14 protein-coding genes are annotated in these 15,613 nt (G+C 68.3%); 7 read left to right on the top strand and 7 right to left on the bottom strand.

Annotation, left to right across the window (positions count from 1 at the left end):
• Nucleotides 1-258: 258 nt before the first annotated feature.
• The 4 genes from O7R11_RS13685 to O7R11_RS13700 all read right to left on the bottom strand — a co-directional run bounded on the left by O7R11_RS13685 (nucleotide 259) and on the right by O7R11_RS13700 (nucleotide 3,236).
• Nucleotides 259-930 carry an amino acid ABC transporter permease gene (locus tag O7R11_RS13685; RefSeq protein WP_337998093.1) on the bottom strand — a complete coding sequence of 224 codons (672 nt, stop codon included), beginning with the start codon at nucleotides 928-930 and terminating at the stop codon, nucleotides 259-261.
• On the bottom strand, nucleotides 927-1,691 hold the full coding sequence (locus O7R11_RS13690; RefSeq protein WP_337998094.1) for an amino acid ABC transporter ATP-binding protein: 765 nt from the start codon (nucleotides 1,689-1,691) through the stop codon (nucleotides 927-929). Before O7R11_RS13690 ends, O7R11_RS13685 begins: the two co-directional genes overlap by 4 nt.
• Nucleotides 1,692-1,695: 4 nt before the next feature.
• Nucleotides 1,696-2,376, bottom strand: a complete 681-nt coding sequence (locus O7R11_RS13695; RefSeq protein WP_337998095.1) for an amino acid ABC transporter permease — start codon at nucleotides 2,374-2,376, stop codon at nucleotides 1,696-1,698.
• A gap of 113 nt (nucleotides 2,377-2,489) precedes the next feature.
• The gene (locus O7R11_RS13700; protein ID WP_337998096.1) at nucleotides 2,490-3,236 is read right to left on the bottom strand and encodes an ABC transporter substrate-binding protein; all 747 of its coding nucleotides are present in this window, start codon (nucleotides 3,234-3,236) and stop codon (nucleotides 2,490-2,492) included.
• Between the two features lie 196 nt (nucleotides 3,237-3,432).
• Here O7R11_RS13700 and O7R11_RS13705 point away from each other — a divergent pair, with 196 nt between their 5' ends.
• A complete protein-coding gene (locus tag O7R11_RS13705; protein WP_337998097.1) occupies nucleotides 3,433-4,563 on the top strand; it encodes a GMP reductase in 1,131 nt (376 codons plus the stop codon).
• 148 nt (nucleotides 4,564-4,711) lie between these two features.
• Nucleotides 4,712-7,216 (top strand): putative bifunctional diguanylate cyclase/phosphodiesterase, encoded by a 2,505-nt coding sequence (locus tag O7R11_RS13710; protein ID WP_337998098.1) that lies wholly within the window; start codon nucleotides 4,712-4,714, stop codon nucleotides 7,214-7,216.
• A gap of 194 nt (nucleotides 7,217-7,410) precedes the next feature.
• Here the strand turns inward: O7R11_RS13710 and O7R11_RS13715 are convergent, their stop codons facing one another.
• Entirely contained in the window at nucleotides 7,411-7,884 is a 474-nt protein-coding gene (locus O7R11_RS13715; RefSeq protein WP_337998099.1) for an Lrp/AsnC family transcriptional regulator, read from the bottom strand.
• A 140-nt stretch (nucleotides 7,885-8,024) separates the two neighbouring features.
• On the opposite strand from O7R11_RS13715, the gene ald reads away from it, so the two are divergent.
• From ald to O7R11_RS13730, 3 genes are all read left to right on the top strand, one after another.
• On the top strand, nucleotides 8,025-9,146 hold the full coding sequence (gene ald, locus O7R11_RS13720; protein WP_337998100.1) for an alanine dehydrogenase: 1,122 nt from the start codon (nucleotides 8,025-8,027) through the stop codon (nucleotides 9,144-9,146).
• A gap of 215 nt (nucleotides 9,147-9,361) precedes the next feature.
• Nucleotides 9,362-10,687, top strand: coding sequence for a 30S ribosomal protein S12 methylthiotransferase RimO (rimO, locus tag O7R11_RS13725; RefSeq protein WP_337998101.1), 1,326 nt, complete (start codon nucleotides 9,362-9,364; stop codon nucleotides 10,685-10,687).
• Between the two features lie 164 nt (nucleotides 10,688-10,851).
• A complete protein-coding gene (locus O7R11_RS13730; RefSeq protein ID WP_337998102.1) occupies nucleotides 10,852-11,676 on the top strand; it encodes an OmpA family protein in 825 nt (274 codons plus the stop codon).
• A 53-nt stretch (nucleotides 11,677-11,729) separates the two neighbouring features.
• Here the strand turns inward: O7R11_RS13730 and nudC are convergent, their stop codons facing one another.
• Together nudC and cowN are read right to left on the bottom strand one after the other, a co-directional pair.
• Nucleotides 11,730-12,698, bottom strand: coding sequence for an NAD(+) diphosphatase (nudC, locus tag O7R11_RS13735; RefSeq protein WP_337998103.1), 969 nt, complete (start codon nucleotides 12,696-12,698; stop codon nucleotides 11,730-11,732).
• 59 nt (nucleotides 12,699-12,757) lie between these two features.
• Nucleotides 12,758-13,066, bottom strand: a complete 309-nt coding sequence (cowN, locus tag O7R11_RS13740; protein WP_337998104.1) for a N(2)-fixation sustaining protein CowN — start codon at nucleotides 13,064-13,066, stop codon at nucleotides 12,758-12,760.
• A gap of 178 nt (nucleotides 13,067-13,244) precedes the next feature.
• Here cowN and O7R11_RS13745 point away from each other — a divergent pair, with 178 nt between their 5' ends.
• On the top strand, nucleotides 13,245-14,681 hold the full coding sequence (locus O7R11_RS13745; protein ID WP_476445264.1) for a circularly permuted type 2 ATP-grasp protein: 1,437 nt from the start codon (nucleotides 13,245-13,247) through the stop codon (nucleotides 14,679-14,681).
• Nucleotides 14,662-15,609 carry an alpha-E domain-containing protein gene (locus O7R11_RS13750; RefSeq protein WP_337998105.1) on the top strand — a complete coding sequence of 316 codons (948 nt, stop codon included), beginning with the start codon at nucleotides 14,662-14,664 and terminating at the stop codon, nucleotides 15,607-15,609. Before O7R11_RS13745 ends, O7R11_RS13750 begins: the two co-directional genes overlap by 20 nt.
• Nucleotides 15,610-15,613: the final 4 nt, after the last annotated feature.

Here is a 15,613-nt window from a genome sequence, read left to right on the forward strand (position 1 = left end):
ACCTGCCGGTCAACTCCGCCTCGCGTCGGGAGGCCACCTTCTAAGCCCTCACAACAACACCGTCAAACACTTTTTTGAAGTTTTTTCGTCGGTTCCAAAAAAGCGGGGATTCGTAAGGCCGGACCTTGGATTATAGCACATTCTCGCCCTCCGCCAGGAAAACCCGACTCGGTGCCCCGACCCCCATCCCCTGGTGGCCGGGCTCCTGCCGACACCCATCCTTTAGGGGCGGCCCGCTCGGGTGGTTCCGCGGCGCGCTCAGGCGCGGCCGAATCCGGGGATCGCCAGGCCGCGTTCGAGGCGGCGCAGCACCAGCGTGGCGACCGACACCAGCGCCAGATAGTAGAGACCGACCACGAAGAACACCTCGGTGAAGCGGAAGGTCTGGCTGGCGACGATCTTGCCCTCGCCGGTCAGCTCGACGCAGGTGACGACGTAGGCGAGCGAGGAGTACTTGATCAGGTAGATGATCTCGTTGCCGATGCCGGGCAGCGCGCGGCGCACCGCCTGGGGCACCACCACCCACACCAGCGATTGCAGGGTGGAAAAGCCGAGCGCCTGCGCGGCGAGGAACTGGCCGCGCCGCGTCGCCTTCAGCCCGCCGCGGATGTATTCCGACTGGTACGAGGCGGTGCACAGGGTGAAGCCGATCACCGCCGCCGTGTAGGGCTCGAAATAGATGCCGAGGTTGGGCAGGCCGAAATACAGCACGAACAGCTGGCACACCAGCGGCGTGCCGCGGAACACCGCGACGAAGCCGTCGCCCAAACGCCTGATCCACGGCGCGCCGTAGGTGCGCGCCGCGCCGAGGACGACGCCGAAGACCAGGCCGAACGCCACCGAAGGCACGATCAGCTTGAGGCTCATCCAGAGGCCCTGGTTGAGCATCGGCACCACCTCGGACCAGACGAAGCGGAGGCTCTCGTTCATTCCGCGCCCCCGCTTTCGAACTCCGCGAGGTGGGAGCAGAAGTCCAGCGTGCGGCTGCCGCTCTCGATGTCGAGCAGCATCTCGGGCGTGCCCTGCTCGATCACCCGGCCCTCCTGCATGAACAGGATCTCATCCGCCATCGAGCGCACGAAGCCCATCTGGTGGGTGGCCATGATCATCGTCATGCCGGAACGCGCAAGCTCGCGGATCACCGTCAGCACCTCGCCGATCAGCTCCGGGTCGAGCGCCGCGGTGGGCTCGTCGAGCAGCATCACCTGCGGGTCCATGGCGAGCGCGCGGGCGATCGAGACGCGCTGCTTCTGTCCGCCGGAAAGCTCCGCCGGGTAGAGCTTTTCCTTATCCGCCAGGCCGACGCGGGCGAGCTCCGCGCGGGCGCGGCCCTCGGCCTCGGCGCGGGAGAGCTTCTTCACCTTGCGCAGCGCCAGCGACACGTTGTCGAGCGCGTTGAGGTGGTCGAACAGGTTGTAGTCCTGGAAGATCATCCCGACCTTCTGGCGGTAGGCGTAGAGCGGCTTGCGCTGCCGCGGGTCCACCGCCTGCCCGGCGAGGCGCACCACCCCGGCATCCGGCACGTGCAGGAAGTTGAGGCATTGCAGCAGCGTGCTCTTGCCGCCGCCGGAGGGGCCGATCAGCACCTTCATCTCGCCCTTGCGCACCGAGAACGACACGCCGGAGAGGATCGGCTTGCCGCCCAGGGCCTTGCACAGGCCTTCGACTTCGAGGATCGGAGACTGGGTCATCGGCTCAGCGGGCCTCCTGGTTGCCGAAACCCGGGACCGCGACACGGCGTTCCAGCGCGCGCAGGGCGCGCACGCCCACCCAGGTGAGGATGAAATAGATGCCGCAGGCGGCAAGAGAGAGCGCCAGATGCTGGTAGGTGCGCGTCGCCACGAACTGGGTGCGCGCCATGATCTCGGTGGCCCCGAGCACGAAGGCGAGCGCGGAATCCTTCAACAGGATGGAATACTCGTTGGACCAGCCGGGCAGCGAAAGGCGCAGCGCCTGGGGCAGCACGATGCAGCGGATCGCCTGCCTGTCGGACAGGCCGAGCGCGCTTGCGGCGCGGAACTGGCCGCGCGCCAGGGAAAGAATGGCGCCGCGGAAGATCTGCGACTGGTAGGCGCCGCTGGTCATTCCCAGGACCACGGTGGCGGCGGTGAGCGCGCCGATATTCCACTGGAAAAGCTGGAACAGGCCGAAATAGAACAGGAACAGCAGCACCAGGATCGGCACGCCGCGGAAGAACCAGACATAGAGCCCGGCCGCGGCGCGCAGCGGCGCGGGGCCATAGACCTGCGCCACCGCCATCGGCAGGCCGATGATGAGGCCGAGCCCCATGCCGCCCACCACCGCCACGATGGTCAGGCCCGCCCCACCGATGAGGTAGGGGATCGCCTGGAGCAGGACCTCGATCGCCTGGTGCATGCCGCTTGCCGCCGTTTCGTCACATCTTCCCGCGCGGTGTTTATACCACTCGGGCGAAAAATCAAAGGCGCGGTTTGCGCCGCGCCTTCGATCGCCTTGCGGAGCGGGTCCGCTCAGGGCTTGTACTTCGCCTTCAGCTCTTCCCACTTCGGGCTGGCCTTGAGCATCTTATAGCCCTCGTTGAGCTTCTTCAGGATCTCGGCATCGCCCTTGCGCACCGCGCAGCCGTAGTTCTCCGGATAGCCCATGGGCCCGGCGATCTTCACCGCGACGCCGTTCTTGATCGCGTCGTTGGCCGGGGCGTCGTTCATTCCCGCGGCATCGACGCGGCCGTTCAACAGGTCGCCGAGGATCATCTGGGCGGAGCTGTACTGCCGCACCGTGAAGTTCCACTCCTTGTGCTTCTTGGCGTTATCGGAGAGCCACGATTCCTCCGCCGTGCCCTGCTGCACGCCGAGCTTCTTCTTGCCGGTGAGAATCTGCTCCGGCTTCAGCTTGGAGTCCTTCTTCACCACATAGACGTTCTGGGTGGACCAGTAGGGATCGGTGAAGTTGACCTGCTGGGCGCGCTTTTCGGTAATGCCCATGCCCGAGCAGATGAAGTCGATCTTCTTCGCCATCAGGCTCGGAATGATGCCCTCCCAGGCGACCGCCTGGTGCTTCACGGTGAAGCCCATCTTCGCGGCGATCCAGTCCACCGCCTCGACGTCGAAGCCCTTGGGCTTGCCGTCGGTATCGACGTAGGCGAACGGCGGAAAGGCCGCGTCGATGCCGTTGATCAGGGTTTCGGCGCGCGCCGGAACCGAGGCCAGAGCCGCCGCCGCGACCCCTGCCAGCAGAAGGGAGGTCAGTTTCGTCATCTTGCACCCCTGTCGATGATCCGTAAGGAGCGGACGGAGAACCGGAAACTCCCCCCGATCCGCGATTTCGCGGCTCAGACTACCTCCGGCCAACCGCGGAGTCCATGCTCCGATGTCGCGGTTCTGCAACACGTCGCTTGCAGGGAGGGGGGCGGCGGGTTACCTCCTAGGCAGGACTGGACGAGGAGGGGTTCCGATGCGCATGGAAACCGAGGTGAAGCTCGACTACAAGGACGTGCTGATCCGCCCGAAGCGATCGCGCCTGACCTCGCGCTCCAACGTGGATCTCGCCCGCACCTTCCGCTTCCCGCATGCGGAGGGCACCTGGACCGGCGTTCCCATTCTCGCCGCCAACATGGACACCGTGGGCAGCCTGGGCATGGCCGCGGCGCTCGCCCCCCACGGCCTGATGACGGCGCTGCACAAGTTCTACGCCCCCACCGATTATGCCGACTGGCTGCTGCAACAGGCGGCGCTGCCGCCCGCGCCGCCGCCCGGCCTCGCGCCCGCGGACAGCATCTTCCTCTCCTTCGGCATCACCGGCGCCGACATCGAAAAGCTGCACGCCACCGCGGCGGACCTGCGCGCCCGCACCGGCGCGCCGCCGCGCCACATCTGCCTCGACGTCGCCAACGGCTATTCCGAGCGCTTCGCCCAGGTGGTGGCGAAGGTGCGCGACGCCTATCCGCAGGCGGTGCTGATGGCGGGCAACGTGGTCACCGGCGAGATGACCGAGCAGCTCGTCCTCTCCGGCGCGGACATCGTCAAGGTGGGCATCGGGCCGGGCTCGGTGTGCACCACCCGCAAGCTGACCGGCGTCGGCTATCCGCAGCTCTCCGCGGTGATCGAATGCGCCGACGCGGCGCACGGGCTGAACGGCCTGGTCTGCGCCGACGGCGGCTGCACCGTGCCGGGCGACATCGCCAAGGCGTTCGCCGCGGGCGCCGACTTCGTGATGCTGGGCGGCATGCTGGCGGGCCACGACGAGGGCGGCGGCCGGGTGGTCACCCGGCGCTTCCTCACCTGGGAGATGGACGAGAAGAACGAGCGCATCCTGCGCGAGGAGAAGACCGTGGAGTTCTACGGCATGAGCTCCGAGGCGGCGATGGACCGGCACTACGGCGGCGTCGCGGACTACCGCGCGAGCGAGGGCAAGCGCGTGGAAATCCCCTACCGCGGCGCGGTGGCGGCCACGGTGCAGGAGATCCTGGGCGGCCTGCGCTCCACCTGCACCTACGTGGGCGCACTGCGCCTCAAGGAACTGTCGAAGCGCGCCACCTTCGTCATGGTGAGCCAGCAGATCAACCCGGTGTTCGACGGCCGTTGACGCAGCCGCAACGCGTGCATGCGGGAGCGCCCTCCCGCCGATGTTGTCTAGACACAACGTCACGAAAGCTTCACCCGCAGCCTCCGGCGCCGCAGGATAATGTCCGCACTGTTCGTCCACCCTTTCCAGGACCAGCAAGGCGACCCTCATGCGCGTGCCCGCCCCTCACGACCCGGCGATGCCCGGAGCCGCAAGGCTCTGGCGTTTCGGCATTCGCGGCAAGATGTGGGCGACCTTCGGGGCGATCGCCCTGATGGTGATCGGCACCACCCTGGTGTCGTGGTCGAGCTACCGCGAGACCAACGATTCGATGACGCGCATCGTCCACCGCACCCTGCCGCTGATGACGCGGCTCTCCGCGCTCGCCCAGATGTCGCAGAAGATGCTGGCGCTCACCCCCGCGGTGCTGATGGCCAACGACATCGCAGGCATCGAGCGCGCCGCCGCCACCTTCGCCGCCGCGCAGGTGCGCTTCGCCGAGGCGCTGACCCAGCTCGAAAGCGAGGCGGCGCTGCGCCCCGATCTCGCCGCGATGCGCGCCGACGCGGAGCGCATCGACACCGACCTGTCGCTGCTGCTCTCGGCGCAGCGCCAGCGCATCCGCCTCGCCGCCTCGTTCGCCGCGATCAGCGACCAGGTGGACGTGCTGCACCAGGAATACCGCATGCTCGCCGATATGGGCAGCGCGTCCCTGCCGCGGGAGAGGCAGTTCCTGCTCCTGGTCAACCGCGTCCTCGTCGGACTGGCGGAGGTCTCCCGCATCGCCACGCAGGATGACCTGGACGAACTTCAGAACCGCCTGCGCCCGGCGCACGAAACCATGCGCCTGCTGCTCAACCACCCGGAGATGCAGCCGATCCTCCAGGGGGCGGAGCACATCGAACGCCGCCTCGATGGCATCGCCTTCGGCGAAACCTCGCTGTTCGCCCTGCGCGGACGCGAGATCATGACCCGCGACATCGCGGCGCTGCGGCTTTCCGGGATTTCCGAGGCGGCGCGCAGCCTGGAGGGCAACATCAACCGCCTGCTCGACCGCATGGGCGAGCAGACCGTGGCGGAACGCGCCGAAACCGCAGAAAAGCTGGACCGCAGCCAGTCGCTCCTGATGATCCTCGGCTTCTTCAGCAGCCTCGGGTCGCTGGCGCTCGCCTTCCTCTACCTCGGCCACGGCGTGCTCGACCGCCTCGCCCGCCTGGGCGCGACGATGCGCCACATCGCCGCGGGCGACCTCGCGCACCCCATCGACACCACCAGCCGCGACGAACTGGGCGACATGGCGCGCGACCTCTCGGTGTTCCGCGACGCAATGGCGGAGATCAACCACATCGCCTCCCACGACATGCTCACCGGACTGGGCAACCGCGCGATGCTGGACGCGCGCATCTCCCGCCTGATCGCCGAACGGCGCGGCGGCAGCCTGTTCTATTTCAACCTCGACGGCTTCCGCGAGATCACCGAGACCTTCGGCCACGCCACCGCCGACGACGTGCTGTGCACCCTGGCCGACCGGCTGCGCTTTCTGGTGCGGCCGGGCGACGTGGCGGCGCGCATCGCGGGCGACCGCTTCGTCGTCGCCGCGCCCGACCTCACCGACGAGGCGGACATCGCCGCCTGCGCGGCGCGCCTGGCGGCGGAACTGCGCCGCCCGATCCGCATCGAGGAACTCGACCTGGAGATCGACCCCTTCGCCGGCATCGCCCGCTTCCCGGGGGACGGCGCGGGCTCCGAAGTGCTGCTGCACCGCGCCGACATGGCGATGCGCGCCGGGCTGGAAGACCGCACCCACCGCGACGCGGCGCTCTACACCGGCGAGATCGGCGAGGCGGCGACGAAGCGCAAGGAAATCCGCAGCGACCTCAAGAGCGCCATCGAGCGCGGCGACTTCATGCTGCATTACCAGCCGAAGATGCGCATCCTCACCGGCCGCATCGAGGGCGCGGAAGCCCTGGTGCGCTGGAACCATCCGGAAAAGGGCGCGATCAGCCCCGCCGACTTCATCCCTCTGGCCGAAAGCAGCGGCCTGATCCTTCCCCTCGGGCGCTGGATTCTCTATGATTCCTGCCGCCAGGCGCAGGAATGGGCGGAAAACGGCACGGCGCGCCTGCGCATCGCGGTGAACATCTCGCCGGTGCAGTTCCTCCGCGACGACATGGTCGAAGCGGTGCGCCGGGCGCTGGACGACACCGGGCTCTCCCCCGACCTCCTGGAACTGGAGATCACCGAGGGCGTGATGCTCCACCACGAGGAAAACGTGGCGCGCCGCATGGCCGCCCTGCGCGACATGGGGGTGCGGCTCGCCATCGACGACTTCGGCACCGGCTACTCCTCGCTCAGCTACCTCAAGAAGCTGCCGGTCGATACCCTGAAGATCGACCAGGCGTTCGTGCGCGCCATCGAACCGGGCAACGACGACGCGCGCATCTGCACCGCGATCATCGGCCTCGCCCACGACATCGGCCTGGAAGTGGTGGCGGAGGGCATCGAGTGGCAAAGCCATATCGACTTCCTCAACGCGGAAAGCTGCGACCTCGGCCAGGGCTACTTCATCAGCCGCCCCCTGCCCGCGGAAAAGATGGAAGGCTTCCTCGAAACCTGGAAGGCGGAACGCCTCTCCCTCCGCCCGGTCGAAGCCGCCATCGGCCCGCCGATGTAGGACGAACGGGGCTGCCGCCCCGGCCCCCGCCTGGGGCGATGCCCCAGGCCCCCTTCTCTTTGTTTTACGCGCGCAGCGCCATAAAACCATTCCTGGGCAAGGACCGGACTTATCCCGCTACGCGGAAAAACAAGTCATGGGGTCAAGGGGCCTCCCGGCCCCTTGCGGGTCCAGGGCAGAGCCCTGGCCGAGTTTTACACCGTATCGAACAGGCCCGGCGGGGCGGCCTGGCGGCGCACCACGCGGCGCAGGGCGATGCTGGTCTGGATACGGGCGACGCCGGGCAGGCGGGAGAGGGTTTCCTTGTGCAGGCGCTCGTAGTCTTCCGCATCGCGGGCGACGACGCGCAAAAGGTAGTCCGCCTGCCCCGACATCAGGTAGCAGTCCATGATCTCCGGGCAGCCCTTCACCGCCGCCTCGAAGGCGGTGAGATAGTCCTCGGTCTGCCGGTCGAGGGTAATGTGGACGAAGATGCTGAGCTTGTGGCCGAGCGCCGCCTCGTTGATCAGCACCGTATAGCTGCGGATCACGTCCTTCGCCTCCAGCGCCTGGACGCGGCGCAGGCAGGCGGAGGGCGACAGGTTCACCCGCGCCGCCAGATCGACGTTGGTGATGCGCCCGTCTTCTTGCAGGGTGCGCAATATTTTTACGTCGATAGCATCGAGCATCGGGACATTCCATTGCAAGAGATCGCCGGAAACGCAATTTCCTTCGAAAATATGCCGCCGCCGCGCGCCTCTTTGCAAGGATTTTCAGCCCCCTCCGGGCTATACTCAGCGGATCGTTTTTCCCCTGAGGGATCAATATCATGCGCATCGGCGTCCCGACTGAGATCAAGAACCACGAATACCGCGTCGGCCTTGCCCCCGCGGCGGCCCGCGAACTCGTTCATCATGGCCATGAGGTGCTGGTCCAGGCCGGCGCAGGGCTGGGCATCGGCGCCGCCGACGCCGACTATGCCGCCGCCGGTGCGAAGCTGCTGCCCGATGCGGCGGCGGTGTTCGCCAAGGCGGAGATGATCGTCAAGGTCAAGGAGCCGCAGCTCGCCGAATGCAGGATGCTGAAGCCCGGCCAGGTGCTGTTCACCTACCTGCACCTCGCCCCGGACCCGGAGCAGGCGGAGGCCCTGATGGCCTCGGGCTGCACCGCCATCGCCTACGAGACCGTCACCGCCGCCGGCGGCAGCCTGCCGCTCTTGGCCCCGATGAGCGAGGTGGCGGGCCGGATGTCGATCCAGGCGGGCGCGCACCATCTGGAGAAGGCGCAGGGCGGCCGCGGCGTGCTGTTGGGCGGCACCCCCGGCGTGCAGCCGGGCAAGGTGGTGATCCTCGGCGGCGGCGTGGCGGGCACCAACGCGGCGCACGTGGCGGTCGGCGTCGGCGCCGACGTCACCATTCTCGAAAAGTCCCTGGCGCGCATCCGCCATCTCGACGAAGTGTTCAACGGCCGCGTGCGCACCGTCTATTCCACCGTGGACGCGGTGGAGACCCTGGTCTCCACGGCCGATCTGGTGATCGGCTCGGTGCTGATCCCCGGCGCGTCCGCGCCGAAGCTGATCACCCGCGCGCTGTTGAAGAAGATGCTGCCCGGCTCGGTGGTGGTGGACATCGCCATCGACCAGGGCGGCTGCCTCGAGACCAGCCGCGCCACCACCCACGACGCGCCCACCTTCGTCGAGGAGGGGGTGATCCACTATTGCGTCGCCAACATGCCGGGCGCGGTGGCGCGCACCAGCACCATGGCGCTCAACAACGCGACCCTGCCCTATGCCCTGGCGCTTGCCGACAAGGGGTGGAAGACCGCGCTTGCCGACGACGCGGGGCTGAAGGACGGCCTCAACGTGCACGCCGGCAAGATCACCTTCAAGGCGGTCGCCGAAGCCCTTCGCCGCGAGGCCGATTACCGCGCGGCGGATGCCTGCCTCGCCTGAGGCTCCACGATCTGCGGCGGGCCTCCCCCGCGCGCAAAGGCCAGTCCGGAGGCCGGTATGTCCGGACCCCGGCGACCCGGCCGAAAGGCCGGACCACGCCGCCGGTGTCGGTTGGTACGAGTTTCATTCCACAGGATAGACTGGCCCGCCGCGTTTGCGGCGGGCCTCTTTTTTCGCCGGTTGACGCGGCGGCGCATCCCCCGTATGGAAGCGGAATGAACACGCGCACCGTCCCCTCCATCGGCATCGTCAGCCTGGGCTGCCCCAAGGCCCTGGTGGATTCCGAACGCATCCTCACCCGCCTGCGCGCCGAGGGCTACGCGGTGTCGCCGTCCTACGACGGCGCGGACGCGGTGATCGTCAACACCTGCGGCTTCCTCGACAGTGCGCGCGCCGAATCGCTCGCCGCGATCGGCGAGGCGATGGCGGAAAACGGCCGGGTGATCGTCACCGGCTGCATGGGGGTGGACGAGCGGACGATCCGCGACGCCTTCCCCGGCGTGCTGGCGGTCACCGGGCCGCACCAGTACGAGGCGGTGGTGGCGGCGGTGCACGCCGCGGCGCCGCCGGACACCGATCCGCACACCGCCCTGGTGCCGCCGCAGGGGGTGCGCCTGACGCCGCGGCATTACGCCTACCTGAAGATTTCCGAGGGCTGCGACCACGCCTGCGCCTTCTGCATCATCCCGCAACTGCGCGGCCCCCTGGTCAGCCGCCCGGCGGCCAAGGTCCTGGCGGAGGCCGAGGCCCTGGTGGACGCCGGGGTGCAGGAGCTGCTGGTGATCTCGCAGGACACCTCCGCCTACGGCCGCGACCTCGGCCATGCCGCCTCCACCTGGCGCGGCCGCCCGGTGCGGGCGCACGTCGTCGATCTGGCGGAGGCGCTGGGAGACCTCGGCGTATGGGTGCGCCTGCACTACGTCTATCCGACGCGCGAGGCCGACGACCTCATCCCGCTGATGGCGGAGCGCCGCATCCTCCCCTACCTCGACATCCCCTTCCAGCACGCCAGCCCCGCGGTGCTGCGCGCGATGCGCCGCCCCGGCGGCCACGACCGCCTGCTGGAAAAGATCCGCCACTGGCGCGAGCTGGCGCCGGATCTCGCCCTGCGCTCCACCTTCATCGTCGGCTTCCCCGGCGAGACGGAGGCGGACTTCCGCGCCCTGCTCGACTTCCTGGAGGCCGCGGAGCTCGACCGCGTCGGCTGCTTCAAGTACGAGAACGTCGCGGGCGCGCCCGCGGGCGCGCTTGCCGGGCACGTGGCGGAAGAGGTGAAGGAGGAACGCTGGCACCGCTTCATGCAGGCGCAGCAGGAGGTCAGCGCGCGGCGCATGGCGGCCAAGGTGGGCCGCCGCATCGACGTGATCATCGACGAGGTGGACGCCGAAGGCGCGATCGGCCGCTCCAGCGCCGATGCGCCGGAGATCGACGGCGCGGTGTTCTTGAACGGCGACACCGGGGTCGCCGTCGGCGACATCGTGGAAGTGGAAATCGAGCACGCCGAAGACTACGACCTCTGGGGCTCCCGTCCCGACGCCTGACCGCATCCCGTAAAAAACAAAAGACTTTAACCAAAGCAGGGGTTGCCGCGATGACGCGCATCCCCACTTGCTAACAAATCGGCCAGGGTTTTGCCGAATTTCGGCCCATTCAGGCGCCGTACACGGAATGTGTGCGCGACTTCTTTCAAACCCGGGAGTGAAACATGATGATTCGCAAGGGATCGATAATCGTCGCCGCGGGAGCCATGCTCCTCTCCGGCTGCGCCAACTGGGATGTGGACGGCACCGCCGCGATGTCCGACAAGGGCGACGCCTTCGCCAAGGCGCTGCACAAGGAATACATCGAGCGCGCCAAGTTCGAGGTGCACGAGGCGGACTGGATTTCCGTGGACTTCTTCACCAGCCGCGCCAAGCTCGCCGCCGAGGGCATGCCGCCCGCGCCGCAGATGCCGTCGGAGCGCTCGCTGCAGAAGGACATCCCCGAGATCAACGCCGGTTACGCCAAGCTGGCGAGCGCGCTGTCCGCCGGGGCCTCCAAGGTATCGCCGGTCGCCTGCGCCAAGTCGCAGGCCTGGCTCGAGCACTGGATGGAACAGGCGGAGGAAGGCCACCAGGCCAACGACATCGCCTGGACCCGCGGCGAGTTCATGAAGGCGATCCCGGACTGCGTGGCGAAGGCCAAGCCGATGGCCGCCGCGCCCACCCCCGCCTTCCACATCTACTTCCCGTTCGCCGGTTCCTCGCTGACCGATGACGCGAAGAAAGTGATCGCCGACATCGTGTCGTTCTTCTCCGCGGAGAAGCCGAAGGCGGTCAACCTCGCCGGTCATACCGACACCATGGGCAGCGACGCGCTGAACATGAAGCTGGGGCAGAAGCGCGCCGACGCCGTGGCCAAGGCGCTGAAGGCGAAGAAGGTGAATCCGGTCTCCATCACTTCCTACGGCGAGACCAACCTGCCCAAGCCCACCGCCGACAACGTGAAGGAACAGGAAAACCGCCAGGTCACCGTGACCTTCACGAAGTAAGGCGGCGCCCTTTTGCAAAGACCGAGGCCCGGAGCGATCCGGGCCTCTTTTTTTCAGTCTGCGGCAAACCGCGCCCGCCAGGCCTCGACGAGGAAACGGGCGATGGAATCCCGCCGCGGCAGGCGAATCTCCGCTTCTTCCTCGCCCCATTCCGCGGCGGCGGCCAGATCGGCGGCGGAGAACCAGCGCGCGTCGGTGACCTCGACACGGTCGGGCGTGGGCACGGCGGCCTCCGCCATCGCGGAGAACCCCAGCATGATCGACGAGGGGAAGGGCCATGGCTGCGAGGCGCGGTAGACCACCTCGCCGACGGCAAGCCCCACCTCCTCCCACACCTCGCGGCGCACCGCCTGTTCCAGGGTCTCGCCGATCTCGACGAAACCCGCGAGGGTGGAATAGACGGCATTGGGGAAGCGCGCGTTGTGGGCCAAGAGGCAGCGCGGCACGCCGTCCTCCCCCACCGACTCCACCAGCATGATCACCGCCGGGTCGAGGCGCGGATAATGGATGCGGCCGCACGCCTCGTTGAGGCACAGCCTGGCATGTCCGGCCTCGCGGCTCGCCGTGGGACTGCCGCACGCGCCGCAGAAGCGGTGGGTGCGCTGCCAGTGGCAGACGCCGCGCGCGGTGGCCAGCAGCGCCGCCTCGGCGGCGGGCAGCAGCCCGGCAAGGCTGCGGATGTCCGCATAGTCCCCGGCGCCGAAGGCGGCGACCTCGGGGTCGAAGGTGGAGACGTCCACGGCGAAGGCCAGCTCGCCGCCCTCCACCCCGAGCAGGATGCCGGGCGATCCGGTCTCGCCGCCGCCCTGCAACAGGCCGCGCGCCGCCTCTCCGGAGAGAAACGCCGCGCGCGGGCCGCCGCCGGGCGGGGAGAAAACCAGATTGCGGTCGCGCCACACCGGCGCGACGCGAAAGCGCCCGGCCGCCACCTCGGCGGCGAGGAAGGCGTCGTCGAGCCGCCGTTCCGAGGCGCGGTCGAAAGTGCCGCCGGTATAGCCGATCTGCCAGCCGCGTTCGGTCATGGGAGTCTCCGCGTTGCGTCCCTACCTCCTACCCCCATGTCGGGAAGGCGACAAGCTCCCTAGCAGCATTGCAGTTCGATTTCCTCCAAAAGCATCCGTCCTTCCCCCGCATCGTCCTCGAAAATCTCGGCGAGGTACATCACGTGCGAGCACACCAGATAGAGCGCGTCCGGCCCCTCGCCCGCCCCCTCGGCCAGCGCCCGCGCCGCATCGGCGAAGCGCCGCCAGAACGGGTTGGCGAGGCAGTCCCCCGCCGCGAGCCGCGCCAGAGCCAGCGGCAGCAGGCGCGCCGCCATGCCGTCGCAGTCGATGTTGCAGAAGCTGACGTAGCGGTCCGCCGCCGCCGTTGCGTTTCCCCGGCCGTTCATCGGGCACCCATCGTTCACTCGCCTGAAAAAACCGGCCAGAGCCTAAGCAATATCCGGACCAGCGACCAAAAAAGCGCCACTTCCTCCCGCCCGCGCCCGCCGCACGCCCGAAAACCCGTCCTCGCCGGATGGCCCCGAACTTGCTAGGGTGAAGTATCGGAAGTCCCGGAGGTTCCTGGTGGCCCAGCCTGCCTTCTTCGACGAAATGCACAGCGGCGGCGGCGTGCGCGCCCCGTATGGGCGCTACGCCGACTGGCTGCACTCCACGCCCGCCGAGGCCCTGCAGCAGCGCCACGACCAGGCGAACTCGCTGTTCCGCACCGTCGGCATCACCTTCAACGTCTACGGCGAGGAAGGCGGCACCGAGCGCCTGATCCCCTTCGACATCGTGCCGCGCATTCTCGCCGCCGAGGAATGGGCGATCGTCGAGGCCGGGGTGATCCAGCGCGTCAATGGGTTGAACGCGTTTCTCCACGACGTCTACAACGACCAGGAAATCCTGCGCTCCGGCCTGATCCCGCCGGAAATGGTGCTCACCAACTCCGCCTTCCGGCCCGAGATGCTGGGCCTCAAGCTGCCCAAGTCGATCTACGCCCACGTCGCCGGCGTGGACATCGTGCGCATCGACGACAAGACCTTCACCGTGCTGGAAGACAACGCCCGCACCCCTTCCGGCGTCTCCTACATGCTGGAGAACCGCCAGGCGATGATGCGGCTGTTCCCCGACCTGTTTTCCGCCTATGCGGTGGCGCCGGTCAGCCACTATCCCGAGCTTCTGCTCGACACCCTGCGCGCCGTGGCGCCCAGGGAGGTGGACGACCCTGTGGTGGTGCTGCTCACCCCCGGGCAATACAACAGCGCCTATTTCGAGCACGCCTTCCTCGCCCAGGAAATGGGCATCGAGCTGGTGGAGGGGCAGGACCTCTTCGTCGATGACGGCGAGGTGTTCATGCGCACCACCCGCGGGCCGAAGCGGGTGCACGTGATCTACCGCCGCATCGACGACGACTACCTCGACCCGCTGACCTTCCGCCGCGAGTCCACCCTCGGCGTGCCGGGGCTGATGGCGGCCTGCCGCCTGGGCCGCGTCACCGTGTGCAACGCGGTGGGCGGCGGCATCGCCGACGACAAGGCGATCTACAGCTACATGCCGGAGATCATCCGCTTCTACCTGGGGCAGGAGCCGATCCTCAACAACGTGCCGACCTACACGCCGCGCCGGGCGGAGGACCTTTCCTACGTGCTCGCCCACCTGCCGGAACTGGTGGTGAAGGAGGTGCACGGCTCCGGCGGCTACGGCATGCTGGTCGGCCCGGCGGCCTCCAAGGCGGAGATCGAGGCCTTCCGCGCCAAGCTGATCGCCGAGCCGGACCGCTTCATCGCGCAGCCGACGCTGGCGCTCTCCACCTGCCCCACCTACGTGGACGCGGGCATCGCGCCGCGCCATGTCGATCTGCGCCCCTTCGTGCTGTCGGGCAAGAAGACCATGGTGGTGCCCGGCGGCCTCACCCGCGTCGCCATGCGCAAGGGCTCGCTGGTGGTCAACTCCTCGCAGGGCGGGGGCACGAAAGACACCTGGGTTCTGGAGAAGCCGCATGCTCGGCCGCGCCGCTGACAACATCTTCTGGATGGCGCGCCATGTGGAGCGCGTCGAGAGCACGGTGCGCCTGTTGCGCGCCACCGAGCTCAACGCCCTCCTCACCGCCTCCGCCGGGGACGGCGGCGGCGAGGACGAGGCGATCTGGGCGCGGCCGCTTCTGCTCACCGGGCGGATGGACGACTTCATGGTCCGCTACGAACAGCTCTCCAGCGGCCGGGTGATGGCCTACATGCTGTTCGACCGCGACAACCCGGCAAGCGTCAAATCGGTGCTGGAGCGCGCCCGCGAAAACGCGCGCGCCACCCGCCATCTCCTCACCAACGAGGTCTGGGAGAGCCTCAACCACACCTGGATCGCCATCCGCGACCAGCACTACGTGACGATGCAGCGCACCGCCGTGGCCGACCGCCTGGACTGGCTGCTGGAGCGCTGCTTCATGTTCCGCGGCGCGCTCTTCGGCTCGATGCGCCGCGACGAGAGCCTCCGCTTCGCCAACATCGGCATGTACCTGGAGCGCGGCGACCATACCGCGCGCCTCTTGGCCGCGCAGCCCGACCGCGCGGGCGCCGCCGCCGACCCGGCGGCGCAGATGCGCGAATACTACGAGGGCACGGCGCTGTTGAAGGCGCTGGGGTCCTACCGCGCCTACCGCGAGACCTTCGCCAGCAACCTCGATTTCGGGCGCATCGCCGAGCTGCTGATCCTGCACGCCACGGTGCCGCGGTCCCTGCGCGGCTGCATCGACGAGGTGGCCGAGACGCTGCGCATCCTCAACCCCACGGCGGAAAGCCTCAAGGTGGCGCACGAGCTGCAATACCGCCTACAGACCGTCCAGATCGGCCATGTGCGCCGCGTCGGCATGCGCGCCTTCCTGCTCGACTTCTGCAAGGAGCTGGACGAAATCTCCGACCGGATCCGGCACGACTTCATGATGGTGCAGTGAGGCG

The organism is Oleispirillum naphthae, assembly GCA_027864655.1.
GTDB classification, from domain to species: Bacteria; Pseudomonadota; Alphaproteobacteria; order Rhodospirillales; family Rhodospirillaceae; genus Oleispirillum; species Oleispirillum naphthae.

What these genes read in the sequence shown, in the direction of transcription:
- O7R11_RS13685 (WP_337998093.1), bottom strand. Translation starts at nt 930, where the DNA reads ATGAACGAGAGCCTCCGCTTCGTCTGGTCCGAGGTGGTGCCGATGCTC.
- O7R11_RS13690 (WP_337998094.1), bottom strand. Translation starts at nt 1,691, where the DNA reads ATGACCCAGTCTCCGATCCTCGAAGTCGAAGGCCTGTGCAAGGCCCTG.
- O7R11_RS13695 (WP_337998095.1), bottom strand. Translation starts at nt 2,376, where the DNA reads ATGCACCAGGCGATCGAGGTCCTGCTCCAGGCGATCCCCTACCTCATC.
- O7R11_RS13700 (WP_337998096.1), bottom strand. Translation starts at nt 3,236, where the DNA reads ATGACGAAACTGACCTCCCTTCTGCTGGCAGGGGTCGCGGCGGCGGCT.
- O7R11_RS13705 (WP_337998097.1), top strand. Translation starts at nt 3,433, where the DNA reads ATGCGCATGGAAACCGAGGTGAAGCTCGACTACAAGGACGTGCTGATC.
- O7R11_RS13710 (WP_337998098.1), top strand. Translation starts at nt 4,712, where the DNA reads ATGCGCGTGCCCGCCCCTCACGACCCGGCGATGCCCGGAGCCGCAAGG.
- O7R11_RS13715 (WP_337998099.1), bottom strand. Translation starts at nt 7,884, where the DNA reads ATGCTCGATGCTATCGACGTAAAAATATTGCGCACCCTGCAAGAAGAC.
- ald (WP_337998100.1), top strand. Translation starts at nt 8,025, where the DNA reads ATGCGCATCGGCGTCCCGACTGAGATCAAGAACCACGAATACCGCGTC.
- rimO (WP_337998101.1), top strand. Translation starts at nt 9,362, where the DNA reads ATGAACACGCGCACCGTCCCCTCCATCGGCATCGTCAGCCTGGGCTGC.
- O7R11_RS13730 (WP_337998102.1), top strand. Translation starts at nt 10,852, where the DNA reads ATGATGATTCGCAAGGGATCGATAATCGTCGCCGCGGGAGCCATGCTC.
- nudC (WP_337998103.1), bottom strand. Translation starts at nt 12,698, where the DNA reads ATGACCGAACGCGGCTGGCAGATCGGCTATACCGGCGGCACTTTCGAC.
- cowN (WP_337998104.1), bottom strand. Translation starts at nt 13,066, where the DNA reads ATGAACGGCCGGGGAAACGCAACGGCGGCGGCGGACCGCTACGTCAGC.
- O7R11_RS13750 (WP_337998105.1), top strand. Translation starts at nt 14,662, where the DNA reads ATGCTCGGCCGCGCCGCTGACAACATCTTCTGGATGGCGCGCCATGTG.